Origin of the sequence: Pseudomonas sp. IT-P74, assembly GCF_949768175.1 — a bacterium.
Classification (GTDB): domain Bacteria; phylum Pseudomonadota; class Gammaproteobacteria; order Pseudomonadales; family Pseudomonadaceae; genus Aquipseudomonas.
Map to the genome: position 1 here is coordinate 339,981 of NZ_CATKQD010000055.1, position 24,864 is coordinate 364,844.

Genomic DNA, 24,864 nt, shown 5'->3' on the forward strand with positions numbered 1-24,864 from the left:
TTATCAAGGATGCACCGACATGCTGATGCGCTGGATTGCAGTCCCCGCGTTGCTGGCGACGTTTACCGGGCCGGCCTGCGCGGCCGAGTGCCCGGAACTGCTGCAGGGATCACTGCAAAAGCTGCGGGCAAAGGAATCCATCGACCTGTGCCAACGGTATGAAGGTAAGCCGCTGGTGGTGGTCAATACGGCGAGCTTCTGCGGTTTCGCCCCGCAGTTCAAAAGCCTTGAGGCGCTGAATCAGCGTTACAAAGGACAGGGGCTGGAAGTGCTGGGTGTTCCGTCCAATGACTTCAAGCAGGAGTCAAGGGATGGCGCCGAGACCGCCAAGGTCTGCTACGTCAACTATGGCGTGACCTTCACCATGACCGAGCCACAGCCGGTACGTGGCGCCGACGCAACCCATCTGTTCAAGGTGCTGGCCGAACAGAGCAGTGCGCCAAAATGGAATTTCTACAAATACGTGGTCGATCGCAAGGGTAAGGTGATCGCCAACTTTTCCAGCCTGACCAAGCCCGATGATCCCGAGTTCATTGCGGCGGTGGAGCAAGCCCTGGCTTCCGCCCCTTGATCGGTAGGTGTGGGTGTAGGTGTAGGTGTAGGAGCGAGCTTGCTCGCGAAAATCCAAAGGGCGCCGCGTTCATCCAGCAAGCCCCCGTCATCGTTGACGCCCATCGCGAGCATTCGAGCGTCGACCGGCTGCTCCTACAAAAGCCCCGCCTCTGTGAAGAGCGCGGGGCTTTTTTGATTCCGATGGCGAGTTGTTCAGGCTCGCCGGGAATCATCAGAAGCGGTAGGTTACGCCGAGACCGAAACCGTTGGCGTAGTTTTCATACTTGGCGTTGTAGGTCTGGCCACGGTCGTTGCTGTTGTTGACCTTGACCGACTCTTCCCGCAGGTACGAATACGCCAGGTCGATGGTGAGGTCGTCGGTCGGGCTCCAGCCGGCGCCCACGCTGAACGCTTTGCGATCGCCCGTCGGGATGCGTGGGGATCGGTTAACGTTGTTGGTCGGTGCCTGGTCAACGGAAAGACCGGTACGCAGTACCCATTGCTTGTTCAGCTGGTAGGACGCGCCAATGGCGTGAGCCCAGGTGTCGTGCCAGTTCTGTTCTTCGGTGATGGTACCGAATTGGCCGTTCAGGACGGTTGGAACACCACTGTTTTCGACGGTGATATCTTTCAGGCGGCTCCAGCGGGTCCAGGTGCTGCCTGCGTAAAGAGTCCACTTGTCGTCGAGCTGGTGAGTGACCGAGAAGTCCACCGATTCAGGCGTGGTCAGGTCCAGCGACGCGTCGTATTTCTGATTCGGGTTCTGGCCGATCAGGCCCAGTACGTTGTAGTTGACCTTGGTGCTGCCCTCGAGCTTGTACTTCACTTTCGAGTGGTAGGTCAGGCCGACGCGAGTGCTGTCGGTGGCTTGAACCAGCACGCCGATGTTGTAGCCCAGCGCGGTGTCGTCACCGGTGATCTTGACCTTGCCGTCCGGCGCGGCCTGGGTGATCGACAGGTTCGATTCCAGGGTGCCGTCAATGCGGTTGATGGTCGGGCCAAAACCGATGGAAACCTTGTCGTTGAAGGCGTAGCTGACAGTCGGTTGCAGGGTGACGATCTTGACTTCGCTCTTGCTGCCGAAGTAGCGACCGGCAAAGCCGTTTTCGTAGTCGGTTACCAGACCGAATGGTGCGTACACGCCCACACCGAAGGCCCACTGGTCATCGATTGGCTTGACGTAGTAACCCATAGGCACGGCGATCAACGGGACCATGTCGCCTTTATTGGTGCCGCCGTTCGGGCTGGAGCTGGCATGGCTGATGTCGGTGTGTGCGTCGATCATTGCAAAACCGCCGGTGACTTGTTCGCGCTTGATGCGCGACATGCCGGCAGGGTTGCCAAAAACTGTACTTGCGTCGTCGGCAGAGGAAGATCGCCCGGCAAAACCCGTACCCATCCCGCTGATGCTTTGTTCGTTAACGGCAAAGCCACTTGCAAAGATCTGGGTGGATGCCATGGCAACGGCGAGACTGATGGTGGTTTTGAGCATTACTTTTTTCATTATTAGAACTCCTGGTGATCACCGGGGCGAAAATTACCAACATTTTCGTCTCGGCGCCATAGGCTGTATGCCTTGATTTAGAGCGGTTTTGTAGGACAATCCGACCAGATTCGCGTCATGTTGCGCGATCTTTGGATCCAGAGGTGTCAGCAGGCTACCTGATTCAGCGGTGAAACACAGGTCTGCCAGGCGCAAGTAAAATCACGCAGGCGTCCCTGGGGCTGAAATGTCTGGCGCCAGATTCTGGCCATGCCCAGCAAATCATCGGGGGCGGGGAGGGGGGTGTTCTGTTCTTCCACCAGCAGCCAGGCGATGGCCGTGGCGTAACGCAAGTTGACGGTCAATTCGAGGTGCGGTCCACTGAGAAACGCATGCTGGCTGGCCAGGCCGCGGACCAGGCTTGCACGCTCCGGATCAAGGGCCAGGTAGTGGTCCCAAAGGGCCTGGTGGCGGGGCTCGGCGATGCGGTACAGGCCGTGCCCACGGCGGTCATGCAGGGCGGAGCCAAGGGCGGACTGACTGGCGGCAATGCCCAGCAGCAGGGATTCGGCAGTAGCGCTATGACGTCCGAGGTAGATCAAGGTCGGACGAATCACATAACGGCACAGTTCGCTGGCAGCGATACCCATAAAACCCTCGAAACCTGAAATGGACGGCGATACCTGAAAGGGGCTTGGCAGCAGTGAATCGACTCAGGCTCGCCGCAAGCGGGTCAAGCCGCTTGAGTTGAAGTGTAGTGTCATATTCGCGCTGTAAAGGTCTGTTTTTAAAATATTTCCAGCGACCCGTTATAACCGTTATATCGGATCGTGCTTAGCCGTGATTCGAGGAAAGGGAAATATCGGGTAATAAAAAGCCCCGCTTTTCGGGCAGGGCTTTCGGGTTTTTCAGCCTTTCTGGCGTTTCAGGCAACCAGTGCCTGACGGGTACGCTCGATCACGGCCTGCAGCGGCTCGGCGCTGGAGTATTGATCGGGGTACAGGCGTTCGCTGTGACGAGCGATACCGTGTTCGTTGACCAGGGTGAAGCTGAAGCAGCCTTTGCGAGCGGCCATGATCAGGCAGTTCATTGGTGCAAAAGCATTGGTTAGGGTGCGAATGGCATCCTGAGTCTGGATTTGAGTAGACATTATTGGGTGTTCCTACAAATGACACGGATAAGAACCGTGCAACGTTAAAACGTTCCAGTAACGTCGATCACCATTGATCGAACGAAGAACCCGACTGGAACAAAGCAGCCAGTTTGAAGCGCTGACAAGTTGGCGCGCTTGGGCTGGCAGGTAGGTACTTAGGAGGGCAGGCAACACATCGAGGGCAAAGGTTCTGGGCCCGGGGTGAAGATCCTGATCAATTTGCAGGTTGGTTCGAGCAGAGTAGGCAGGCGGAACAACACCCTTTGCTTTCGATTCAAAGGTTGTGTTGGCGCAAGATTTACCTGGAAACCATCGAGGTGGTCGATCCCGCTTGTTCGGTGGAGGCTTCCGTCGGGAAGGCTGACCGGGGGGATTTGTTCGACCAGAATTGACTTTCAGCTTGGTACTAACGCTGCGGATACTAACGGATTGAACCGGCCAAGGGAAGTGTGATAGCGAAAAGAATTTCCCGGCGGGTGCCTGATCGGGCTGTTTTGCCTTGTGGAGGCGCGGATAAAGCTGCACGGTCTGGGATTGATACGCCCTGTTTCGGGACAGAACCCGACCACCGGTCATCGACGTTTGTAGCAGTGCAGCCGTCTGGATACCGGGTTTGCCAGGGCTTATCCCCAGGCACGACAAAAAAATGCGCCGAAAAAGGGCGTCGATATAACCATCGCAAAGGCACTTGTGCACATTAGTTGCGCGGTCTGTCACCCCGCTGTCATCTCTCGTTCAAGCGTAATGGCTGCCTGTAACCAAAATTTAAGTCAATGAAAAACATCGCTTTTTTTTACTGGTGAAAAAATCGTCAGTTTGACTGCGAGCCCCATTCCACAGGGCTTTGAGCGAATTAGAAGGCGGTTGTCCACTGAGTTATCCACAGCTTCTGTGGATTGTCCCGAGCGCTTGCTCTAGGACGGGCGTGCTGGGATATTTTCAGCTTTACCTGTAAGAAAAAGAGAGTAAAGTTGCGCGCCTTCTGATCTGCCCCACAGTGCTTTATGAAGTTTCGCTCAGCCTCTGTTTCCTCTTCCTCCACACCGCCCTCTGTTGCCCCTACCAAGCGCTTTTCCATGCGCGTGGCGGAGTGGCTGTTGGACAGTCCGCATCTGGGCGAAAACCGTAACGTCAAACACATCGCCGGACGTCTGCTCAAGCAACCGGCCCGTGAAGGCGTGGTGGCTGCGCAAAGCCGCCTTGGCCAGTTGATGTGCCGCGAATGCGGGAATGCCCGGGACCGCCGGATCGGTCAGGACCTGTTGCGTCAGGCCGCTCGGGCGGGCGATCACCGCGCTCAACAGGAACTGGGGCTGATCGAAGACTGAGCTGTCCAAGACCGGACGCCTTGGTTAACCTTCAGGCTTTATCCGAATGGCAGGAGTGGCTATGGCAATGGACTTGACCAGCGTATTGCTGGGGCTGGCAGGGGCCGCGTTGCCGTTGCTGGTATTGGCCTGGCAACTGCAGCGTCGTGCCAGCACCACACAAGCCGATGTCGCGCTGCTGCAAGAACGCCTGGCCATGGCGCAACTGGCGCAGGACGGATTGAATGCCCAGCTCGAATCCAGCCGCGATGAAGCGGCTGATCTGGCCCAGGCCAATGCCACTAAACAGGCTGATCTGGCTGCGCTGCGTCGTGAAGTCGAACTGCTGCAGATCGAGCGCGACGACGCCCGGGATGCCGCCCATGCATGGAATATCGAACGCGCCGGCAAAGAAGCCGAGTTGCGCCGTCTGGATGCCCAGGCCGCGTCGCTCAACGCCGAATTGCGCGAGCAACAGGACAGCCATCAGCAACGCCTCAACGACCTGCAAGGTTCACGCGACGAGTTGCGCGCGCAGTTTGCCGAACTGGCGGGGAAAATTTTCGATGAGCGCGAGCAGCGTTTTGCCGAAACCAGCCAGCAGCGCCTGGGGCAGTTGCTCGATCCGCTCAAGGAACGCATCCAGTCCTTCGAAAAGCGTGTCGAGGAAAGCTATCAGAACGAGGCCCGTGAACGCTTTTCCCTGGCCAAGGAGCTGGAGCGTCTGCAACAGCTGAATTTGCGCTTGAGCGATGAAGCCACCAACCTGACCCGTGCCTTGAAAGGGCAGAAAACCCAGGGCAATTGGGGCGAGCTGATTCTCGAACGTGTGCTTGAGCATGCGGGGCTGGAGAAGGGCCGTGAGTACCAGACGCAGGTCAATCTCAAGGGACCGGACGGCGAGCGCTTCCAGCCGGACGTGATCATTTATCTGCCAGGCGACAAGCAGGTGGTGGTCGACTCCAAGGTCAGTCTGACGGCCTATCAGCAGTATGTGGCGGCTGAGGACGAGGCCATCGGCCAGATCGCCATCAAGCAGCACGTGCTGTCGTTGCGAAATCACGTCAAAGGCCTGGCCGGCAAGGATTACAAACGCCTGGATGGCTTGCACAGCCTGGATTTCGTGTTGCTCTTCGTGCCGATCGAGGCGGCGTTTTCTGCCGCGTTGCAGGCTGAGCCGACGCTGTTCCAGGAAGCATTCGACCGCAACATCGTGATCGTCAGCCCGACCACCTTGCTGGCGACCCTGCGCGTCATCGACAGCCTGTGGAAGCAGGAGCGCCAGAGCCAGAATGCCCGGGAAATTGCCGAGCGGGCCGGGTGGCTGTACGACAAGTTCGTGCTGTTCATTCAGGATCTGGACGAGGTCGGCAATCGCCTGCAACAACTGGACAAGGCCTACAGCTCGGCACGCAACAAGCTGACAGAGGGACGCGGCAACCTGGTCAGCCGCAGTGAACAACTCAAGCTGCTGGGTGCGCGGGCGAGCAAGAGCCTGCCGGCGGACTTGCTGGAGCGTGCGATGACTGATGTGGATGGGTTGGTCGAGTTGCCGGAGTAGCTGAAAAAGCTTCGCGAGCAGGCTCGCTCCCACATTGGAATGCGTTCTCCTGTGGGAGCGAGCCTGCTCGCGAAAAAACTGGAAGCATCACCGCACAACCCAGTGATTACAATGGTATGTAGCGGCTCAACAACGCCCGCAACGCCGCCGGTTTCACTGGTTTGGCCAGATAATCCAGCCCCGCGGCATGCACCAGGTCAACCGTCTCCGGCCGGCCATCGGCGCTGATCACCACTCCCGGAACCGGTTCGCCCATCTGTGTGCGCAACCAGGCCATCAAATCGGTTCCGGTCTCGCCATGATCGAGGTGGTAATCCACCAGCGCCAATTGCGGGCGCATGCCTTCGTCAAGCAACGTAGCGCATTCCTCGCGATTGCGCGCGGTCCAGACCTGGCAACCCCAGCGGCTGAGCAGGCTGTTCATGCCGATCAGGATGCTGTCCTCGTTGTCGATACACAGCACCTGCGCGCCATTGAGCAATTTGCCATTGAGCTCGGCGACCTTGACCGGCGCTGCGGTTTGCGCCCGGGCCAGCGGTACGCTGACGCTGAACACGCTACCGCGTCCCGGCCAGGAGCGTACGCGCAAGGTATGACCGAGCACGCGACATAGCCCGTCGGCAATCGCCAGCCCCAGACCGAGGCCTTTTTCGGCCCGTGTCTGGTGGCTGTCGAGGCGCTTGAACTCTTCGAAAATCACCTGCAGCTTATCTTCCGGAATGCCTGGCCCACGGTCCCAGACTTCCAGGCACAGTTGATCCTTGTGCCGGCGAACCCCCAGCAGCACCGGTCCTTTGCCGTAGCGGAAAGCGTTGGTCAGGAAGTTCTGCAAAATCCGCCGCAGCAGTTTGATGTCGCTGTCGACGCGCAACGTGCTTGCGCGAACCCGGAACTCCAGTTTTTGTTGTCGCGCCAGCGCTTTGAACTCTGTACCGAGGGTATCGAACAGTTCTTTCAGGGCGAATGGCTGGCGATTGGGGTTGATCTTGCCGTTCTCCAGGCGGGAAATGTCCAGCAGGTCGCTGATCAAGTCCTCGGCCGAGCGCAGCGAGCTGTCCAGGTGTTCGACCAGTTTCCGCGCTTCGCCGGACAACCCGTCGTCCTGATGGGAGAGGGCGGCGGAGAACAGCCGCGCCGCATTCAACGGTTGCATCAAGTCATGGCTGACGGCCGCGAGGAAACGGGTCTTGGACTGGTTGGCCGCCTCGGCGGTGCCCTTGGCTTCGGTCAGGGCAACGTTGAGCTGCGACAATTCGTGGGTCCGTTCGGTGACCCGTCGCTCCAGCCCTTCGTTGGCTTCGGTCAGCGCTTGCTCGGCTTCGCGGAACGCGGTGATGTCGGTGAAACTCATGACGAAGCCGCCGCCCGGCATCGGGTTGCCGATCAGCTCGATCACCCGGCCGTTGGGGAACAGGCGCTCGGAGGTGTGCGCGCGGCCCTGACGCATCCAGTGCAGACGGCGCGCGACGTGCACTTCGGCTTCGCCGGGGCCGCACAGGCCGCGCTCGGCGTTGTGGCGAATGATGTCGGCAATCGGCCGGCCGACTCTGATCAGGCCATCCGGGTAGTTGAACAAATCCAGATAACGACGGTTCCAGGCCACCAGTTTCAGCGACTGGTCGACCACGCTGATGCCCTGGGTGATGTTCTCGATGGCGCCCTGCAGCAAGGCACGGTTGAACTGCAGCACCTCCGAGGCTTCGTCGGCGATGCGCACGACGTCCTCCAGTTGCATCTCCCGGCCCTCAATGGCGGCTTTTACCACCGCGCGGGTCGAGGAGGCTCCAAGCACACCGGCCAGCAAGCGTTCGGTATGGGCGATCCATTCACTGTCGGCGTTCTGGTTCGGGTTGAAGCCTTTGCCCTGGCGATAGGCAAAACGGATGAAGCTTTGACGGGCGCGTTCTTCGCCGACGAAGCGCGCCGCCAGTTGCAGCAGGTCGTCGATCTGCACCGCCAGCATCGAGCGTGCGCTGGGGCGGGCGCTGATTTCCTGGCCGATGAAGCGGCCCGCCTGCCAATGCTCGGAAACCCGGGTACGGGACAGCACCGAGACCCAGGCGAACAGTGTGAAGTTGCCTGCCAGCGACAGCACTACGCCCTGGGTCAGCGGGGTGATCGGCAGGTTCAGTGGATTGCTGTGCAACCACGCCAGCCCCGGGAATGTGCTCAGGGACAGGCCGAGGCTATTAGCTGCAATCGGCAGGATCAAGGTGTAGAACCACAGGAAGGTGCCTGCGGCGAGGCCGGCGAAAACACCACGGCGGTTGGCCTGTTTCCAGTACAACGCACCGAGCATGGCGGGGGCCAACTGGGTCACGGCGGCGAAGGCGATCTGGCCGATGGTCGCCAGGCTGGCGGTCGAGCCCAGCAGGCGATAACTGACGTAGGCCAATAGCAGAATGACCACGATGCTGACGCGGCGCACCGACAGCATCCACTGGCGGAACACTTCGAACGGGCGCTCGGCGTTGTTGCGACGCAGCAGCCAGGGCAGCAGCATGTCGTTGGATACCATGGTCGACAGCGCGACGCTGGCCACGATCACCATGCCGGTGGCCGCCGATGCGCCACCGATAAACGCCAGCAGGGCCAGCGCCGGATGCGCCTGGGCCAGGGGCAGGCTGATGACGAACGAGTCCGGCAACACAGAGCTGGGCAACATCATCTGGCCGGCCAGGGCGATCGGCACGACAAACAAGGCGGCGAGGGCGAGGTAGGCCGGGAACACCCACTTGGCCAGACGCAGATCCTGGGGGTCGATGTTCTCGACGACGGTCACGTGGAACTGCCGTGGCAGGCAAATGATCGCCATCATCGCCACGCCGGTCTGCACCACCATCGACGGCCAGTTGATGGTTTCCTTCCAGTACTGTTCGAGGCGCGGCGCCAGCATGGCCTGGTTGAACAGGTCGTCGAAACCGTCGTACAGGCCGTAGGTCACGAAGGCGCCGACGGCGAGAAACGCGAACAACTTCACCAATGATTCGAAGGCGATGGCCAACACCATGCCGCGGTGGTGCTCCGTGGCGTCGAGGTTGCGGGTACCGAAGACGATGGTGAACAGCGCCAATACCAGCGACACGATCAGCGCGGTGTCCTGGGCACGGGTGCCCATGGCGTCGGCACCGGCGCCGATCAGCAGGTTCACGCCGAGCACGATGCCTTTGAGCTGCAGCGCGATGTAGGGCAGCACACCGACCAGGCAAATCAGCGCCACCACCACTGCCAGCGACTGGGATTTGCCATAGCGCGCGGCGATGAAGTCGGCGATCGAGGTGATGTTTTCCTGTTTACTTATCATCACCATTTTTTGCAGGACCCACGGCGCGCCGACCAGCAACAGGATCGGCCCGAGGTAGATCGGCAGGAACGACCAGAGCTGTTCGGCGGCCTGGCCCACTGCACCGAAGAAGGTCCAGCTGGTGCAGTAGACCGCCAGCGACAGGCTGTACACCCACGCCCGCACACGCGGCGGCAAGGGCGCGCTGCGACGGTCGCCATAGAAGGCGATGGCGAACATGATGGCCATATAGGCCAGGGCGACGACGGCAATCAGCCCGGTGGACAGCGACATGGGGACTCCAGACAAAAGACTTCCGGGCCTCCCGCCCGGACAGACAGTCTCGCACGACCGCCAGCGTTAGTCAGTGTCGACCAAGGTCGTGGCGTGGTGGGGTGTCGCAGGGGAATTTGCAGTGTCTGGACTGGCCCCATCGCGAGCAGGCTCGCTCCCACAGGGATTGTGGGTGGCAGGCAAATTTTGGGAGCGAGCTTGCTCGCGATGGGGGCTTCACTGATTCAATGCAACCTCATGGCTTAGCGCAATGGCGAGTCTACTGCGATCACGTTCGGCCAGGGGCTGCGAGGCCAACCGGTAAAATTGAGTTAGCCTTGGCACCCACTCAGTTCACTCGAAGGATCGAACCATGAAGATCATCCGCAGCAAATCGTTCACTGGCGAGCGTGCCTGGGCCGCGCTGGACATCGCCAGCATGAACGGCATCACCACGCGGTTGCACTGGACCGATCAGCCCTACAAGTGGCACGTCAATGATGGCGAGGAAGTGTTCGTGGTGCTCGATGGCCAGGTGCAGATGCGGTATCGCGAAGAGGGAGTGGAGCGGGAAGCCTTGCTGGAGGTCGGTGACATTTTTCATGCCTCGGTTGGCACTGAGCATGTGGCGCATCCATTAGGACCGGCCCGGATATTGGTGATCGAATCTGAAGGGAGTGTCTGACGCTATATAAGTGATATAGATAAGATATAGAGATATTACCCGTTATATAGATATTCTATTCGGATCTAACATGGACTCTACCTCACGAGAGGACAGGAGTTCGCCATGACATGCGCCAATAGCATCAAGCCCGGAATCAAACCTTTCAGCCATTTGCAGCATCCCCGCGAGGTGATCCGCCAGTTCACCCCCAACTGGTTCGCGGCCACCATGGGCACCGGCGTGCTGGCGTTGGCACTGGCGCAATTGCCGGTCGCCCTGCCTGCCTTGCACGCCGTTGCCGAAGCCCTCTGGCTGTTCAATATCGCTCTGTTCCTGCTGTTTACGGCGCTATACACGGCGCGTTGGGTGCTGTTTTTCGACGAGGCGCGGCGGATTTTCGGCCACTCCACGGTTTCGATGTTTTTCGGCACCATTCCCATGGGCCTGGCGACCATCATCAACGGCTTCCTGGTGTTTGGCCTGCCGCGCTGGGGTGAAGGGGTGATTCACCTCGCCGAGGTGCTGTGGTGGCTGGATGTGGCCATGTCGCTGGCCTGTGGCGTGCTGATTCCCTACATGATGTTCACCCGTCAGGAGCACAGCATCGACCAGATGACGGCGGTCTGGTTGTTGCCGGTGGTCGCGGCTGAAGTGGCGGCCGTCAGCGGGGGGTTGTTGGCGCCGCACTTGGCCGACGCTCATTCGCAACTGGTGGTGCTGGTGACCAGCTACGTGCTCTGGGCCTTTTCCCTGCCGGTGGCCTTCAGCATCCTGACTATTCTGATGCTGCGCATGGCCCTGCATAAACTGCCCCACGAAAACATGGCCGCCTCGAGCTGGCTGGCCCTTGGCCCGATCGGCACCGGTGCGCTGGGCATGCTGGTACTGGGCGGCGACGCACCGTTGATTTTCGCGGCCAACGGTATGCCGGGAGTCGGTGAGATTGCCTCTGGATTGGGTCTGGTGGCCGGCATCACCTTGTGGGGCTTCGGTCTGTGGTGGATGCTGATGGCATTGCTGATCACTGTGCGCTACCTGCGTGCCGGCATTCCTTTCAATCTCGGCTGGTGGGGCTTCACTTTCCCGTTGGGCGTCTATTCTCTGGCAACGTTGAAACTGGCCAGTACCTTGAACCTGACGTTTTTCAGTGTGTTCGGCTGCGTGCTGGTGGCGTTGCTGGCGGTGATGTGGCTGATCGTCGGCAAGCGCACGGTGCTGGGCGCCTGGCGTGGCGAGTTGTTTGTCTCGCCGTGCATTGCCGGATTGAAGAAATAACCGGCAAAGATTAGGTAAGGTGTGGCCTGGATCGACTTGTGATAATCCAATAAGAATCCAGGCCACTCGTTACCTAACATCAGGGACACATGGAAGATGAGTCACCCTTCACAGTTCACCTTGCTGCGCACCCGGCGTTTCCTGCCGTTCTTCATCACCCAGTCCCTCGGGGCGTTCAACGACAACGTCTTCAAACAGTCGTTGATCCTCGCCATTTTGTACAAGCTGACCATCGAAGGTGACCGCTCGATCTGGGTCAACCTGTGTGCGCTGCTGTTTATCCTGCCGTTTTTCCTGTTCTCGGCCCTGGCCGGGCAATTCGGGGAAAAGTTCGCCAAGGACGCGTTGATCCGCCTGATCAAGCTTGGGGAAATCGCCATCATGGCGGTCGGCGCCGTCGGTTTCATGTTCGATCACCTGTCGTTGATGCTGGTGGCGTTGTTCGCCATGGGCACCCACTCGGCGCTGTTCGGGCCGGTGAAGTACTCGATCCTGCCGCAGGCCCTGCATGAAGATGAGCTGGTAGGCGGCAACGGCCTGGTGGAAATGGGTACCTTCCTGGCGATCCTCGCCGGCACCATTGGCGCCGGGATCATGATGTCTTCGGCGCATTACGCGCCGGTGGTGTCCATGGCGATCATCGGCACTGCCGTGCTCGGCTACCTGGCCAGCCGCAGCATTCCCCGGGCGGCGGCCGCCACGCCGCAAATGCGTCTGAACTGGAACATTTTCAGCCAGTCCTGGGCCACGTTGAAGCTGGGCCTGGGGCAAACGCCGGCGGTGTCACGCTCGATTGTCGGCAACTCGTGGTTCTGGTTTGTCGGGGCGATTTACCTGACGCAGATCCCGGCCTATGCCAAGGAATGGATGCACGGCGACGAAACCGTGGTGACGCTTATTCTGACGGTGTTCTCGGTGGGGATCGCCGTGGGTTCAATGCTTTGCGAAAAGCTCTCCGGGCGCAAAGTCGAGATTGGCCTGGTGCCGTTCGGATCGTTTGGCCTGACCGTTTTCGGTCTGTTGCTGTGGTGGCATTCTGGTGGAATCCCGAACAGCGCCACCGGCCATGGCTGGATCGAAATCCTCGGTTTTGGCCACAGCTGGCTGGTGTTGCTCGACATCCTCGGCCTGGGCGTCTTCGGCGGTTTCTATATCGTGCCGCTGTACGCGCTGATTCAGTCACGTACGGCGGAGAACGAACGGGCGCGGGTGATTGCCGCCAACAACATCCTCAATGCGTTGTTCATGGTGGTGTCGGCGATTGTCTCGATCGTCTTGCTGAGTGTGGCCGAGCTGTCGATTCCGCAGCTGTTCCTGGTGGTGTCGCTGCTGAACATCGGTGTCAACGCCTACATCTTCAAGATCGTCCCCGAGTTCACCATGCGTTTCATGATCTGGCTGCTCAGCCATTCCATGTACCGCGTCGAGCACCGCAATCTGGATTTGATTCCCGATGAAGGCGCGGCGTTGCTGGTGTGCAATCACGTGTCGTTCGTCGACGCGTTGCTGATTGGCGGCGCGGTACGTCGGCCGATTCGCTTTGTCATGTATTACAAGATCTACAACCTGCCGGTACTGAACTTCATCTTCCGTACCGCGGGGACGATTCCGATTGCCGGGCGCCAGGAAGACATCCAGATATACGAACAAGCCTTCACGCGCATTGCCCGGTACTTGAAGGACGGGGAGCTGGTGTGCATCTTCCCCGAAGGTAAGCTGACCGCCGATGGCGAGATCAATGAGTTCAAGAGCGGGCTGACGCGGATTCTCGAAGAGACGCCGGTGCCGGTGATTCCGTTGGCCTTGCAGGGGTTGTGGGGGAGTTTCTTCAGCCGCGATCCGGGCAAGGGACTGTTTCATCGCCTGTGGTCGCGGGTGACGTTGGTGGCGGGGCCGGCGGTGGCGGTTGAAGTGGCGGAACCGGCGAAGTTGCAGGCGTTGGTGGGGGAATTGCGCGGGGCAGTCAGATAACAGTTGTTTGAGCGGGCCTCATCGCGAGCAGGCTCACTCCTACAGGGATCGCGGGTGTGGTGAAAATCTCCGACACACCATAAAACCTTGTAGGAGTGAGCCTGCTCGCGATTGGCGGTAGTCGCTTAAGCGCTGACCTTGAGCCCAACGAGTCCGCTAATGATCAACGCCACACTCGCCAACCGCAGCAGCGCCATGGATTCGCCAAACAGAATGATCCCGGCGATCACCGTGCCCACGGCGCCGACCCCGGTCCAGATTGCATAGGCCGTACCCAGCGGCAATTCCTTCATTGCAAGGCCGAGCAAGCCAAGGCTGATCGCCATGGCCGCAACGGTCAACACAGTGGGGAGCGGGCGGGTGAAGCCGTCGGTGTACTTGAGGCCGACGGCCCAGCCCACTTCGAACAGGCCGGCGAAAAACAGAATGATCCAGGACATGAAGACCTCCATCGTCTGACGGGGTCGTCCCCTGATTAATGACTCGATCGAGCCGCGAGGTCGTCCTCGCGATGGGCAATAGAGTGCCCAGCATTAACCCGGGGATCAAGTTTTTGAATCAGTCAGTCGCCTGCTGTGCAGCCATTTCCAAATCCTGTTTCTCACTCATGCGACGGAAATACGTGGAGAGCAATGCCCCGGAAATATTGTGCCAGACACTGAACAGTGCACTTGGCACTGCCGCCAGCGGTGAGAAGTGTGCGCTCGCCAACGCGGCGCCCAACCCGGAGTTCTGCATACCGACTTCCAGGGCCAGGGACTTGCGCTGGGCCAGAGGCAGCTTGAACAGGCGCCCGGTGAAGTAACCCAGCAGGTAGCCGAAGCTGTTGTGCAGCATGACCACGGCCATGATCAACAGGCCGGACTCTGCGATCTTCGCCTGGCTGGCGGCGACGACTGCGGTGACGATGATCACGATGCTGACCACCGATACCAGCGGCAACACGTCCACGGCGTGGCGAACCTTGTCGCCGAGCACCCGTTGGGCAACCACGCCCAGCACGATCGGCAACAGCACCACCTGCAGGATCGACCAGAACAACTCCATGAACGACACCGGCAACCAGGCCGAGGCCAGCAGCCAGATCAGGGCTGGGGTCAGCAGCGGGGCGAGGAGGGTGGTGACGGCGGCGATGGCCACCGATAGCGCCAGGTCGCCACGGGCCAGCCAGGTCATCACGTTCGACGAGGTGCCGCTCGGGCAGCAGCCGACCAGAATCACGCCAACGGCGATTTCCGGCGGCAAGTGGAACACTTGGCAGAGCAACCACGCCACGCCAGGCATGATCACGAAATGGGCAACCACGCCCAGGGCCACGCGCCATGGATGGCGAGCGACTTCGGCGAAGTCTTCGAGTTTGAGGGTCAGGCCCATGCCGAACATCACCAGCCCCAGCAAGGGCACGATGGCGCCTTTGAGGCCGATGAACCATGCTGGTTGCAGAAACGCCACGACAGCGAAAATCAGTACCCAGTAAGCGAAGGTGTTGCCGACAAAACGACTCAATGCAGCCAGTGCGCGCATGGCTTGATCCTTTTTTATAAGTAGCATCACTAAACCAATGTAGGAGCGAGCCTGCTCGCGATTGCGGACTGACATTCAACAATGATGCTGACTGACATTCCGCTATCGCGAGCAGGCTCGCTCCTACAATTTGGACATCGCCAGGGTTTAGATGCCTTGCGGAGTCTCTTCGCCACCCAGCGCTTCAACCAGCGCCGGGAGGAAGTCGCCGAAAGTCAGCATCATCAGGGTGAAGCTGGCGTCCAGTTGGCCCAGGGCTTCGTCGCCGCCGTCCTGTTCCGCCTGGTCTTGCAGCAGGTCTTCGAACTTCAGGCGCTTGACCACCATTTTGTCGTCGAGGACGAACGACAGTTTGTCCTGCCAGGCCAGGGACAGTTGAGTGACCACTTTGCCGGTGCTCAGGTGCAGCTGGATTTCTTCGCTGGTCAGGTCCTGGCGCTTGCAACGCACAATGCCGCCGTCTTCGTGGGTGTCGCGCAGTTCGCACTCGTCCAGCACAAAGAAGTCGTCCGCGGCTTTCTGGGTGGTGACCCATTCGGTCATGGTCGCGGTCGGAGACATCTTCACGGTCAGTGGGCGCACCGGCAGGGTGCCGATCACTTCACGCAGGGTCGACAGCAAGTCTTCGGCGCGTTTCGGGCTGGCCGAGTTGACCAGAATCAGGCCCTGTTTCGGCGCGATGGCGGCGAAGGTCGACGAGCGACGGATAAAGGCGCGGGGCAGGAAGGCCTGGATGATTTCATCCTTGATCTGATCGCGTTCCTTCTTATAGACCTTGCGCATTTGCTCGGCTTCGATCTCTTCGACCTTTTCCTTGACCGCGTCACGCACGACGCTGCCCGGCAAAATACGTTCTTCCTTGCGCGCGGACACCAGCAGGAAGTCACCGCTGACGTGTACCAGTGGCGCATCTTCGCCTTTGCCGAACGGCGCGACGAAACCGTAGGTGGTCAACTCCTGGCTTGCACATGGGCGCGCCAGTTTGGTGGCCAGTGCAGTTTCCAACGCCTCGGCATCAACAGGCAGATCTTGGGTCAGGCGATAGATAAGCAGGTTTTTGAACCACATGGGGTGAGTCTCTCCTTTATACAAAGGGGGGCATTATTGTCTTCGCCGTGCCATAGGCCAACCCTTCTCTAAGCCTTTGGAAGGGCTCGGAAAATTATTTTAAAAAGTGCTTGCCAGAGGTTGGGTCGCTCCGTAGAATGCGCGCCACACCGAAGCGAAGGGTGATTAGCTCAGCTGGGAGAGCGTCTGCCTTACAAGCAGAATGTCGGCGGTTCGATCCCGTCATCACCCACCATTCGTTTTCAGTGTTACGCGCAGCGGTAGTTCAGTCGGTTAGAATACCGGCCTGTCACGCCGGGGGTCGCGGGTTCGAGTCCCGTCCGCTGCGCCATATTCGGTAACCTGGAACACTGAACGCCAGGTCACCACGGAAAAGCCCGCTTAGGCGGGTTTTTTTCTGCCTCAAGTTTCACTGTTGTTCCTGTGGGTTGCATCGTTTCACCGGTTTTTAGATTTTTTTGAAAAAAACTTCAAATAAATCAACACTTTATAAAAACCTGTGGCATAATGTGCCCCGCAACGAAGGTAAAGGGTGATTAGCTCAGCTGGGAGAGCGTCTGCCTTACAAGCAGAATGTCGGCGGTTCGATCCCGTCATCACCCACCACTTACTTTCAACGCTACGCGCAGCGGTAGTTCAGTCGGTTAGAATACCGGCCTGTCACGCCGGGGGTCGCGGGTTCGAGTCCCGTCCGCTGCGCCATATTCGGTAACCTGGAACACTGAACGCCAGGTCACCACAGAAAGCCCGCCTTGTGCGGGCTTTTTGCTGTCTGGCGTTTGGCTTTCCTCGCTCTCTGTAGGAGCGAGCTTGCTCGCGAAGGTCGTGAACGATAACGCGTAAACTCAGATACCCAGCGGCGCCCATGGCTTCTTCGCGAGCAAGCTCGCTCCTACAGTTCGGCATTGCGCCTGTGGCGGTAATCGCTGACGGCTTCATACACGGCCTTGCGCAGGCGATTGATCCCGCCAATCGGACGGTGCGCCTCGACGCCAAACCAGGGATTGAACGACTGGTTGTCGCATTGCAGGTTCAGCGCCGGTGTATCGAAGTCCTGCGCCGGCACCTTGATCCGCGCCACCGTCTCGAAGGGCGCATCGCTCTCGCGCCACTCAATGCTGGTGTCTTCAATCGGCATGTACTTGTTGGCGTCCTGTCGCTGGATTTGCAGGACGAAACACGCGGGCATCCGGTCGGTCGACAGCTGTTGGTGCAGCGCATTGCGCAGAAAGTTCGGCAGCTTGCGATTCTGTTCCGGCAGGTTGTAGGCCGGGCAGCTATCCGGATCGGGCATGACCCGGAACTTCGCATTGGCTTCACCGAACTTGTAGGGTGAAACCGAAAAATACGTCGTCTGGGTCGGGCTCGACGGGGCGGGGGCCAGTGTCGCCAGGGCAATGAACAGGTGGCGAACCTGCCACGTGCGTGGATCCCGGCCGGGGAAGAAGGCCATCATCTTTTTACCGTCGGCCTGGGCGGCGACGTTCTGACGGTATTCGGCGACATTACTGACAAAGAAGTTCGGGTGGCTGAACATCACAAAGTCCTGTTGGCTTCGCCCCTGCTGATCGCTCAACAGTTGCTTGCCCGGCACATCGAACAGTTTGATCGCCATGCCCCGGGCATCGCGGATGCTGTCGAACTGCGGGTAGGCATTGCCGTTGGACAGCCGCATCGTCGCTTGCCAGGTTTTGCCCGGCTCGCTGAACACGCCCTGGCGCAGTTCGCCTGGCAATTCCGGCAGCACCTGAACCTCGGCCTTCACACAGCCGTGGGCCTTGGCATGGGCGTCGCGCAAATAGCGGGTGCTTTCACGGTGCTGATCGACGATGCGCACGGCGGTCTGGATGATGTCCCGGGTCATCGCGGCTTCACCGTCCGCAATCAACTCCTGCGTCGAGACCGGCCCGCGCTGCTGCCAGGCAAACCAGGCGCTGGCCAGGGCCCAGCCAAGCACGCCGAGACCCAGTAACCACAGCAACAGCTTGCCGAGAAAGGCGCCCAGGCGCAGCCAAAGTGTAATCAGCATGGGAAAGTCCTTTTGACTGAGGCGGTGGTCATGGCAATTGCGCTTCCAGCGGGCCGCCCAGCACTTTCAGGTATTCCAGCAGGGCCCAGCGTTCTTGCGGCTGCAACCCGCGGCCGATTACACCATTGCCGAGTTTGCCGGCGCGGAATTCATGGCCACTGTTGTGGTTGCCGGTGATTCGCGTATCGAACAGAAATCCGTTGGTAAAGGCTTCGGTGCGATAGCCCAGGTGTCCCGGGTCGTATTCGAACGTGCCTTTATAGAACGTGGTCGCACGCTCATCCTGAGGCGACAGCAATTGATAAAGGCTCGGCACCGAACCGTTGTGCAGGAACGGCGGTGTCGCCCATACACCCGCCAATGGCCTGGCCTTGTACGAACGCAACTCGCGTACACCGATTGGCAGGCCGAAACCGTCCATTAAAGGACGCTCTGCAGGGGTGACATTGGCGTCTTGATACGCGCGGTCCCGGACAAATGCGGTGACGTAGGCCAGCCCCTTGGCCACGGACATCTTGCTCAGGTCCAGTGGTTCGTCGGGTTTTGGCTCGACATCGAGTTTTTCCAGTTCCGCCTGCTTCCATTGCAGCGCTGTCAGGTCGAAGCGGTGGTCAGCGATGTTGTTGGCCGCGCCGGGGTCGGTGCCGATGTAATCCACCGGGAGCATTTTCAGGTGCTGAACGTATCGCCCCTCGCCCTGGGTGGTGCGCGGTACATGACAACCTGCGCAGTTTTCGGCGAACAAGGCGCGCCCCTTGGCTGCCAGGGGTTTGTCGACCGCGCCCAACAGTTCTTCCGGCCAGGCTGGAGGCGCGAGTCGTTGCAGGGTTTGTTCGATCAGGTGCAGATCGCGCACGCGGACACTGGAGGGATAGCGGGCATCGCCCGTCAGTGGCTGGCCGTTTTTGTCGAAGAAGTTCAGCGTGGCACCGACGCCCAGCGCCTCGCCGATGTTGCGGGCCATCGGTTGTTTTGCCGAGCCGTTCCACTGCACCCATTCGAACGTCCACATGTCCCACAACTGCGGATAATCGACCGGGGCATTGGCTACGCGGTAGTTGTCGGGGGATATCGCATCACCGAAGCTGGCATTGGCGATGCGCCCGAAGGCGTCTGTGCGCCCCGGGCCTTCCTCGGTCGGATAGAGCCCGCGATGGGTGTCGTTCCAGGCCACCTTGAGGAAGGTGTCCAGTGAAGATTTGAAATCTTTGCGCAACTGTTGGTGGCGCGTCTCGTAGTCCTGACCGAGCACGTTGCGTGCGAAGCGTTCGAATTTCCACGGGTTGTAGTAAGTGGAGGCGAGGCTGGCCACCAGGGCCTGTCCGAAACTGCCCCCTTTGAGCGTAGGAACACTGGACGGCAGCACATGCTGCGCCGAACCGCCGTCGATACGCACGGCCTGGCCCTTGAAACGCAGTTCACCGGTGTGACAGGCCGCGCAGGTGATATCCAGAAACACATCCGGGCTCCCCGCGTTCTGGTGCCGGGTAAAGCCTGCGGGGAGGTTGCCAGGGTTGTTCGGTATCGGTTTCTGGCCGGGGTCCACCAGGAAACCGAAGCGGGCGAGGTATTCGGGGGCGGCGAATCGTTGTTGCGAGAAGGGCAGTTCGAGGGCGGTGAACCAGTCGTAGCGCAAGCCTTTGACCTGAGTGCCCTGGGGGGTGAAGTAATAGGTCTCGCGATCGGCGGCGCTCCATTGCTCCAGGTAATGCACCTGTTGTGCAGGCGACCAGGCCGGCAGCTTCGGGTTGGCGACGTAGTAAAGCACCACGGCCATGATCAGCCCGAGCAGTACTGTGATGAGAACCAGCAAGCGAAGGAAGAGGCGCAAGATAAACGTCCTTGTCGAATGATCATGCCGTTATGCCCGAGTACCCAGGATGCGGCAAGAGGCCATTACGCCAGATGTTGTAGGTTCAGGAATCGGCCTGCGTCGGATCAAGATGAAAGAAGCTTCATCAGCCGAATTGTGAAAAGCGTTTAAACACCTGAACTTATCAATTGTTTCCAGCTCTCATGCCGGTAGCCATTGGTCGTGGCGGCCTGATAAGCTCGCGGCTTTACTCGATTGCCCTTTAGGCGCATGAACAAGGAAATAGCATGAAACAGCATCGGTTGGCGGCGGCGGTAGCCCTGGTTGGCCTGGTACTCGCGGGTTGTGACTCGCAGACCAGCGTAGAGCTGAAAACTCCGGCGCAAAAAGCTTCCTACGGCATTGGTCTGAACATGGGCAAGAGCCTGGCTCAGGAAGGCATGGATGACCTGGATTCCAAGGCTGTAGCCCAGGGCATCGAAGACGCCGTCGGCAAGAAAGAGCAGAAGCTCAAAGACGAAGAACTGGTCGAGGCGTTCGCCGCACTGCAAAAGCGTGCCGAAGAACGCATGGCCAAGATGAGCGAAGAGTCGGCAGCCGCCGGCAAGAAATTCCTCGAAGAAAACGGCAAGAAGCCTGGCGTGACCACCACCGCTTCGGGCTTGCAGTACGAAGTCGTGCAGAAAGCCGATGGCCCTCAGCCAAAGCCGACTGACGTAGTGACCGTTCACTACACCGGCAAGCTGACCAACGGCACCGTATTCGACAGTTCCGTCGAGCGTGGCAGCCCGATCGATCTGCCGGTCAGCGGTGTGATCCCGGGTTGGGTCGAAGGCCTGCAACTGATGCACGTTGGCGAGAAGTACAAGCTGTACATTCCTGCTGACCTGGCTTACGGCGCTCAAAGCCCAAGCCCGGCGATTCCAGCCAACTCGGTGCTGGTATTCGACCTGGAACTGCTGGCCATCAAGGATCCGGCAAAAGAAGACGCCGCTGCCAAGTAACCAGCGCCTGCTTCGATAACAACGCCTCGCTCATGCGGGGCGTTGTTGCATCTGGCGTTCGGCGGGGGTAAACAAAACGAACAGGCGCTCTAGGCCGGAGTCTTAGGCATAGTGGTGTTGGCGGTAGTCGCACAAGGCCGCCAAGTCAATGAAATTATGGGTTTTTTTTGATGAGTAAAAAACGCCCGATCTGAACGCAGACCTTGTAAAACGGGGCTTACAGCGATGAAAAGCAGCTCTGTTCACAAGGTTATCCACAATTTGTGTGGATAACATTTCAACGGGAGGAATGATGAAAGCACCCTGGAGTTTCGCTCGTTTCCTGCCACTGGCCGGACGCCTGTTGGCACGCGGTCGATTGCCGACCCTGTTGTTCGCGGTCGCCAGTAAAGTTGCAAGCCAGGGCAACCGGTTGGGCAAGCTCAAGGATGACTTGCGCCTGATGCAGGCACTCTGCCTGGCCTACTGGCGTGGTGAGTATCGCGCCATCAGCCCCAAGGCGCTGATTTCGGTGGTCGCGGGCCTGATGTACTTCCTCAGCCCGGTGGATGCGATCCCGGATTTCATTCCATTATTTGGCATGTTCGATGACATCGCGGTACTGGCATGGCTGATGAAAGTGCTCGACGACGAGCTCAATGCCTTCCGCGCCTGGCGCAAACGGCAAGTGCCGGAGAAGCTCGCGGTGGTTGAGCGTCTGCCTGATACCCCCGAGCAACTTCAACTTCAAGGCCCGAAAAAACACTGAGTCGATTTTGACCTGTTCACAGATTGATGTCCCCCGCGACCTTGGCCGCTGTTAGGATTACACTTCTAGGGAAAAGTGCTGACTCGCTAAGTGTTGTTGTCCTACGGGGTAGTGATGGATATTCAGATAATTACACGCGAAGGCGAGCCCGAATATGCGGTTCTGCCATGGGCTCAGTATCAGGCGTTACTGAAAGCAGCGGGTATCAAGGAGCAAGCGTCACCTCAAGCTGCAAAGCTTCAGGCGGCAACACCAGACGCGATTCTTCCGGGTCTGGATCAACTACGCAGTTTGCGTGAGGGGAAGGGCATCGCCATCGAGGCGTTGGCCCGCACGGTAGGCATCAGCCCGTCTTACCTGGCCATGATCGAAAGTGGCGAGCGTCTGCCCGACGCCGCGATTCGTCGCAGCCTGGCCTGGGAATTGACGGTGCCTGGGTGGAGGGATGAATCGTGAGCGTACGCATCAGTCGTCAACACTGGGACGGATTGTTGGGCGAACTGGATCAGGCGCGTCGCCAGCGCCATCTGTTGACGTATCGGGCATTGCTGGAGCGTTTGCAGCTGCCGACCCCGGCCATGCAGACCCTGACCGCGGCCCTTGAGCATCTGGCGGCCCTGGACGCCAGGGCGGAGCAGCCATTGCGCAGTTCGCTGGTGATCAGTCAGGGCGCCAGCCGCTTGCCGCGCACCGGGTTCTTTGAATGTGTCGAGCGTCTCGGGCGTTTTTCCGGGCCGTCGGACGGCGTTGCCGCCGCGTCCTGGCATGCTTCGGAAGTGGTGCGGGTGTTCGAGTACGAATACCCGGAATCGGCCGAGGCCTGAGTGTTTTTGCGACTTAAGGCGCGAGCCGGATACTGGCTCGCGCGCCGGTTGTTTCACTGGTCGTGGTTTGTCCGTCAGCCACGGGGCTGGCGCTGGCTCGAAGGCCAGTTCGCACGCATGGCCAACCTGGGCAATGTCGGCGCCCAGAGCTTCTATGGGCACATCCTGGCGTTTCGCGGCGTCGGCCTCGGTGCTCGTGAGGAGGGCATGCGTTTGTTGCGCCTGGCGGCGTTGGCGGGCGATGGCAAGGCGGCGTATCAAGTGGGCGTGATCACCCTGGCCGGGACGGCGAGCAAGGCTCCGGATCCAGTCGAAGCCGCGCGGTTCTGGGAGATCGCGGCGAAGGCCGGGCACCCGTTGGCGTCGATCAAGCTCGAAGAGCTGAAGTCTTCATCGACACCCCATTGATTGAACTGATGCCGGAAAGCGCCCTTATCGATGCCCGGAAACGAGCACCTCTTTAACCGTTGAAACCACCAGGCTATCAATCACATGCATGCTATAGCCCTGCACATTCTTGGCGTGGTGCTTGGCCTGTGATGCCATCTCGGCCAACTGGCTCGCATCGAGTTGTTCACAGGCCTGTGGATGCAAATGCACCACACCGATCGACAGCGACAACAGCGCAAATTCCTGGCGCTGCCCCTGGCGATTGGGTGCGATGAAGCAGCCGGCTTCCAGGTGTTCGCTGCGATAGAAGCGCCGGCACTGGTTCTGGAAGTCGCCCTGCAACTGGTTCAAGCGTTTGCGCCAGTCTTCCGGGCCGAGCACCAGCAGGAAATCATCGCCGCCGATGTGGCCGACGAAGTCGCGGGACGGATCGACGCGGTCGTTCAGGCATTGCGCCAGGCACAGCAGGACTTCGTCGCCGCGACCATAGCCGTAGATGTCGTTGAAGGGCTTGAAACTATCGATGTCCACGTAGCAGATCACCGATTCCCGTCGCTGTTGCAGCAGCCGCGTCAGGCATTGCTGGATCGGCACGTTGCCCGGTAGCAAGGTCAGCGGGTTGGCGTAGCGGGCCTGCTGGATCTTGAGTTCCGTGATCAGCTTGAGTACGTCGATCACCCGGCCCAACCCCAGATAACCGCCGTTGAGGGTGATGATGAAATCTTCCTCGATGCGCTGGCGCGCACGGCTGGTGATCAGGCGACTGACCTGTTGCAACGACTGGCTCAGCTCGACAGCGAGGAAGTCATCGTTCATCAGGCGGCTGATGGGCTTGCGCGCGAACAGGTCGGTGGCAAAGGGCTTGAGCAGGGCGTCGGAGAGTGAATGACGATGGACAATGCCGCAGGGCTGACCCTGTTCATCCAGGACCGCCAGCGAGTTCAGGTTGGCCTGGCGGCGAAAGGCTTCGAGCACTGTGGCGGTCGGGGTGTCGCGGTTCACCGCGGGTAGTTCGTTAAGCAGGGCGCTGAGGTCGCTGCCGTCTTCGCTCAGTACGACGGCGGTGCTGTCCTGGCGGGGCATCAATGCCCGGGCATCCCGGGGTGGGTGTTCCTGGGGGCGGCAGAGCAGATAGCCCTGCACCAGGTCCACGCCCATTTCGGTCAGCACCGCGAGTTCTTCGGGGAGTTCGATACCTTCGGCGATGACTTGCGCCCGGGAGGCTTTGGCGATTTGCAGGATCGAGCCGACGAACTCGCGCTTGAGCGCATCCTGATGAATGCCATCGATGAAATGCCGGTCGATTTTCACATAATCGGGTCGCAGCTCGGACCACAGGCGCAAACTCGAATAGCCCGCTCCCAGATCATCCAGCGCAATCGAAAACCCCATCGCCCGATAGTGATGCAGGGCGGTTTGCAGCAGCTGGAAATCGTCCGTCGGAGTCTGTTCCGTGAGCTCGATGACCACCTGGCTCGGCGCAATGCCGAAGTCCTGCAGCAATTGCAGGGTGCGCCCCGGTTGATGGGCCGCTTCGAGCAGGGACTCCGGGGACACGTTAAGGAACAACAGGCCAGGCAGTTGTTGCTCATTGAAGCGTCGGCAAGCGCTTTCGCGGCAGGCAATTTCCAGCTCGCTCAGGCGTCCGGCCTGGCGGGCGACGGCGAACAGGGCGATAGGGGAGTGCAGAGGGCTGTTGGAGGGGCCGCGACTGAGGGCTTCGTAACCGAGGATGCGTCGCTCAGAGAGGCTGATGATCGGTTGGAACAGACTGTGTAAACCGCTTTGACTCAGGATCGAGTTCAAGGCGCTCAGCTGTTCGGTTGTGGTCATGGCGATCTCTGGCAATAAAAAAAGGACCGGGCGTGCCCTTGGTAAAAAGAGCACGCCCGGTCCTTTATTTCACGACAGAATGATGACTGTTTGATGACGCTACAGG

At 59.7% G+C, this 24,864-nt stretch carries 21 protein-coding genes and 4 tRNA genes; 15 read left to right on the forward strand and 10 right to left on the reverse strand.

Annotation, left to right across the window (positions count from 1 at the left end; translation table 11 throughout):
* The first annotated feature begins 19 nt into the window (after positions 1 to 19).
* On the forward strand, positions 20 to 571 hold the full coding sequence (locus ACM6J5_RS21960) for a glutathione peroxidase (RefSeq protein WP_414929336.1): 552 nt from the start codon (positions 20 to 22) through the stop codon (positions 569 to 571).
* A gap of 213 nt (positions 572 to 784) precedes the next feature.
* Here the strand turns inward: ACM6J5_RS21960 and ACM6J5_RS21965 are convergent, their stop codons facing one another.
* From ACM6J5_RS21965 to ACM6J5_RS21975, 3 genes are all read right to left on the reverse strand, one after another.
* Positions 785 to 2,056 (reverse strand): OmpP1/FadL family transporter, encoded by a 1,272-nt coding sequence (locus tag ACM6J5_RS21965; RefSeq protein WP_414929337.1) that lies wholly within the window; start codon positions 2,054 to 2,056, stop codon positions 785 to 787.
* A gap of 146 nt (positions 2,057 to 2,202) precedes the next feature.
* Positions 2,203 to 2,685, reverse strand: a complete 483-nt coding sequence (locus tag ACM6J5_RS21970; protein ID WP_007984504.1) for a hypothetical protein — start codon at positions 2,683 to 2,685, stop codon at positions 2,203 to 2,205.
* 275 nt (positions 2,686 to 2,960) lie between these two features.
* Positions 2,961 to 3,185, reverse strand: coding sequence for a hypothetical protein (locus tag ACM6J5_RS21975; RefSeq protein ID WP_008051046.1), 225 nt, complete (start codon positions 3,183 to 3,185; stop codon positions 2,961 to 2,963).
* Positions 3,186 to 4,192: 1,007 nt separating this feature from the next.
* Between ACM6J5_RS21975 and ACM6J5_RS21980 the strand changes: the two genes are divergently transcribed.
* Together ACM6J5_RS21980 and rmuC are read left to right on the forward strand one after the other, a co-directional pair.
* Positions 4,193 to 4,516: a hypothetical protein gene (locus ACM6J5_RS21980; RefSeq protein ID WP_080925238.1), complete on the forward strand. Its 324-nt coding sequence runs from the start codon at positions 4,193 to 4,195 to the stop codon at positions 4,514 to 4,516.
* A gap of 175 nt (positions 4,517 to 4,691) precedes the next feature.
* On the forward strand, positions 4,692 to 6,056 hold the full coding sequence (gene rmuC, locus ACM6J5_RS21985) for a DNA recombination protein RmuC (RefSeq protein ID WP_172435401.1): 1,365 nt from the start codon (positions 4,692 to 4,694) through the stop codon (positions 6,054 to 6,056).
* A gap of 106 nt (positions 6,057 to 6,162) precedes the next feature.
* Here rmuC and ACM6J5_RS21990 read toward each other — a convergent pair whose 3' ends face one another.
* Positions 6,163 to 9,633 (reverse strand): PAS domain-containing hybrid sensor histidine kinase/response regulator, encoded by a 3,471-nt coding sequence (locus tag ACM6J5_RS21990; protein WP_095945938.1) that lies wholly within the window; start codon positions 9,631 to 9,633, stop codon positions 6,163 to 6,165.
* Between the two features lie 352 nt (positions 9,634 to 9,985).
* Between ACM6J5_RS21990 and ACM6J5_RS21995 the strand changes: the two genes are divergently transcribed.
* From ACM6J5_RS21995 to ACM6J5_RS22005, 3 genes are all read left to right on the forward strand, one after another.
* The gene (locus tag ACM6J5_RS21995; protein WP_095945939.1) at positions 9,986 to 10,297 is read left to right on the forward strand and encodes a cupin domain-containing protein; all 312 of its coding nucleotides are present in this window, start codon (positions 9,986 to 9,988) and stop codon (positions 10,295 to 10,297) included.
* Positions 10,298 to 10,402: 105 nt separating this feature from the next.
* Positions 10,403 to 11,554: a TDT family transporter gene (locus ACM6J5_RS22000; RefSeq protein WP_095945940.1), complete on the forward strand. Its 1,152-nt coding sequence runs from the start codon at positions 10,403 to 10,405 to the stop codon at positions 11,552 to 11,554.
* 96 nt (positions 11,555 to 11,650) lie between these two features.
* A complete protein-coding gene (locus ACM6J5_RS22005) occupies positions 11,651 to 13,525 on the forward strand; it encodes an MFS transporter (protein ID WP_095945941.1) in 1,875 nt (624 codons plus the stop codon).
* Between the two features lie 125 nt (positions 13,526 to 13,650).
* Here ACM6J5_RS22005 and sugE read toward each other — a convergent pair whose 3' ends face one another.
* The 3 genes from sugE to rdgC all read right to left on the reverse strand — a co-directional run bounded on the left by sugE (position 13,651) and on the right by rdgC (position 16,117).
* On the reverse strand, positions 13,651 to 13,965 hold the full coding sequence (gene sugE, locus ACM6J5_RS22010; RefSeq protein WP_414929338.1) for a quaternary ammonium compound efflux SMR transporter SugE: 315 nt from the start codon (positions 13,963 to 13,965) through the stop codon (positions 13,651 to 13,653).
* Positions 13,966 to 14,083: 118 nt separating this feature from the next.
* Positions 14,084 to 15,049, reverse strand: a complete 966-nt coding sequence (locus tag ACM6J5_RS22015) for a bile acid:sodium symporter family protein (RefSeq protein WP_414929339.1) — start codon at positions 15,047 to 15,049, stop codon at positions 14,084 to 14,086.
* Positions 15,050 to 15,196: 147 nt separating this feature from the next.
* A complete protein-coding gene (gene rdgC / locus ACM6J5_RS22020; protein WP_007969735.1) occupies positions 15,197 to 16,117 on the reverse strand; it encodes a recombination-associated protein RdgC in 921 nt (306 codons plus the stop codon).
* A 159-nt stretch (positions 16,118 to 16,276) separates the two neighbouring features.
* Here rdgC and ACM6J5_RS22025 point away from each other — a divergent pair.
* The 4 genes from ACM6J5_RS22025 (at position 16,277) to ACM6J5_RS22040 (ending at position 16,819) form a co-directional block, all read left to right on the forward strand.
* Positions 16,277 to 16,352: transfer RNA gene (locus ACM6J5_RS22025), tRNA-Val, on the forward strand.
* A gap of 19 nt (positions 16,353 to 16,371) precedes the next feature.
* Positions 16,372 to 16,448 (forward strand) — tRNA-Asp (locus ACM6J5_RS22030).
* Between the two features lie 199 nt (positions 16,449 to 16,647).
* Positions 16,648 to 16,723: transfer RNA gene (locus tag ACM6J5_RS22035), tRNA-Val, on the forward strand.
* A gap of 19 nt (positions 16,724 to 16,742) precedes the next feature.
* Positions 16,743 to 16,819: transfer RNA gene (locus ACM6J5_RS22040), tRNA-Asp, on the forward strand.
* A 190-nt stretch (positions 16,820 to 17,009) separates the two neighbouring features.
* On the opposite strand, the gene ACM6J5_RS22045 is transcribed toward ACM6J5_RS22040, so the two are convergent.
* Both ACM6J5_RS22045 and ACM6J5_RS22050 read right to left on the reverse strand, forming a co-directional pair.
* Complete coding sequence (locus tag ACM6J5_RS22045) at positions 17,010 to 18,146, reverse strand: catalase family protein (protein ID WP_414929340.1); 1,137 nt, start codon at positions 18,144 to 18,146, stop codon at positions 17,010 to 17,012.
* A gap of 28 nt (positions 18,147 to 18,174) precedes the next feature.
* The gene (locus tag ACM6J5_RS22050; protein ID WP_150674192.1) at positions 18,175 to 19,977 is read right to left on the reverse strand and encodes a di-heme-cytochrome C peroxidase; all 1,803 of its coding nucleotides are present in this window, start codon (positions 19,975 to 19,977) and stop codon (positions 18,175 to 18,177) included.
* 269 nt (positions 19,978 to 20,246) lie between these two features.
* On the opposite strand from ACM6J5_RS22050, the gene ACM6J5_RS22055 reads away from it, so the two are divergent.
* The 5 genes from ACM6J5_RS22055 to ACM6J5_RS22075 all read left to right on the forward strand — a co-directional run bounded on the left by ACM6J5_RS22055 (position 20,247) and on the right by ACM6J5_RS22075 (position 22,943).
* Positions 20,247 to 20,963 carry an FKBP-type peptidyl-prolyl cis-trans isomerase gene (locus tag ACM6J5_RS22055; RefSeq protein ID WP_007974985.1) on the forward strand — a complete coding sequence of 239 codons (717 nt, stop codon included), beginning with the start codon at positions 20,247 to 20,249 and terminating at the stop codon, positions 20,961 to 20,963.
* 292 nt (positions 20,964 to 21,255) lie between these two features.
* Positions 21,256 to 21,711: a YkvA family protein gene (locus tag ACM6J5_RS22060; protein WP_150674193.1), complete on the forward strand. Its 456-nt coding sequence runs from the start codon at positions 21,256 to 21,258 to the stop codon at positions 21,709 to 21,711.
* 114 nt (positions 21,712 to 21,825) lie between these two features.
* Positions 21,826 to 22,167, forward strand: a complete 342-nt coding sequence (locus tag ACM6J5_RS22065) for a helix-turn-helix domain-containing protein (RefSeq protein WP_095945247.1) — start codon at positions 21,826 to 21,828, stop codon at positions 22,165 to 22,167.
* Entirely contained in the window at positions 22,164 to 22,535 is a 372-nt protein-coding gene (locus tag ACM6J5_RS22070; RefSeq protein WP_007898892.1) for a hypothetical protein, read from the forward strand. The genes ACM6J5_RS22065 and ACM6J5_RS22070 overlap by 4 nt, the downstream gene beginning before the upstream one ends.
* A complete protein-coding gene (locus ACM6J5_RS22075) occupies positions 22,536 to 22,943 on the forward strand; it encodes a sel1 repeat family protein (RefSeq protein WP_414929341.1) in 408 nt (135 codons plus the stop codon).
* Between the two features lie 24 nt (positions 22,944 to 22,967).
* Here ACM6J5_RS22075 and ACM6J5_RS22080 read toward each other — a convergent pair whose 3' ends face one another.
* Positions 22,968 to 24,758, reverse strand: coding sequence for an EAL domain-containing protein (locus tag ACM6J5_RS22080; protein ID WP_414929342.1), 1,791 nt, complete (start codon positions 24,756 to 24,758; stop codon positions 22,968 to 22,970).
* Positions 24,759 to 24,864 lie beyond the last annotated feature (106 nt).

Excerpts from the sequence above, each read along its gene's own strand:
- ACM6J5_RS21960 (WP_414929336.1), top strand. The coding sequence starts at position 20 with ATGCTGATGCGCTGGATTGCAGTCCCCGCGTTGCTGGCGACGTTTACC.
- ACM6J5_RS21965 (WP_414929337.1), bottom strand. The coding sequence starts at position 2,056 with ATGAAAAAAGTAATGCTCAAAACCACCATCAGTCTCGCCGTTGCCATG.
- ACM6J5_RS21970 (WP_007984504.1), bottom strand. The coding sequence starts at position 2,685 with ATGGGTATCGCTGCCAGCGAACTGTGCCGTTATGTGATTCGTCCGACC.
- ACM6J5_RS21975 (WP_008051046.1), bottom strand. The coding sequence starts at position 3,185 with ATGTCTACTCAAATCCAGACTCAGGATGCCATTCGCACCCTAACCAAT.
- ACM6J5_RS21980 (WP_080925238.1), top strand. The coding sequence starts at position 4,193 with ATGAAGTTTCGCTCAGCCTCTGTTTCCTCTTCCTCCACACCGCCCTCT.
- ACM6J5_RS21990 (WP_095945938.1), bottom strand. The coding sequence starts at position 9,633 with ATGTCGCTGTCCACCGGGCTGATTGCCGTCGTCGCCCTGGCCTATATG.
- ACM6J5_RS21995 (WP_095945939.1), top strand. The coding sequence starts at position 9,986 with ATGAAGATCATCCGCAGCAAATCGTTCACTGGCGAGCGTGCCTGGGCC.
- ACM6J5_RS22000 (WP_095945940.1), top strand. The coding sequence starts at position 10,403 with ATGACATGCGCCAATAGCATCAAGCCCGGAATCAAACCTTTCAGCCAT.
- ACM6J5_RS22005 (WP_095945941.1), top strand. The coding sequence starts at position 11,651 with ATGAGTCACCCTTCACAGTTCACCTTGCTGCGCACCCGGCGTTTCCTG.
- sugE (WP_414929338.1), bottom strand. The coding sequence starts at position 13,965 with ATGTCCTGGATCATTCTGTTTTTCGCCGGCCTGTTCGAAGTGGGCTGG.
- ACM6J5_RS22015 (WP_414929339.1), bottom strand. The coding sequence starts at position 15,049 with ATGCGCGCACTGGCTGCATTGAGTCGTTTTGTCGGCAACACCTTCGCT.
- rdgC (WP_007969735.1), bottom strand. The coding sequence starts at position 16,117 with ATGTGGTTCAAAAACCTGCTTATCTATCGCCTGACCCAAGATCTGCCT.
- ACM6J5_RS22045 (WP_414929340.1), bottom strand. The coding sequence starts at position 18,146 with ATGCTGATTACACTTTGGCTGCGCCTGGGCGCCTTTCTCGGCAAGCTG.
- ACM6J5_RS22055 (WP_007974985.1), top strand. The coding sequence starts at position 20,247 with ATGAAACAGCATCGGTTGGCGGCGGCGGTAGCCCTGGTTGGCCTGGTA.
- ACM6J5_RS22060 (WP_150674193.1), top strand. The coding sequence starts at position 21,256 with ATGAAAGCACCCTGGAGTTTCGCTCGTTTCCTGCCACTGGCCGGACGC.
- ACM6J5_RS22065 (WP_095945247.1), top strand. The coding sequence starts at position 21,826 with ATGGATATTCAGATAATTACACGCGAAGGCGAGCCCGAATATGCGGTT.
- ACM6J5_RS22080 (WP_414929342.1), bottom strand. The coding sequence starts at position 24,758 with ATGACCACAACCGAACAGCTGAGCGCCTTGAACTCGATCCTGAGTCAA.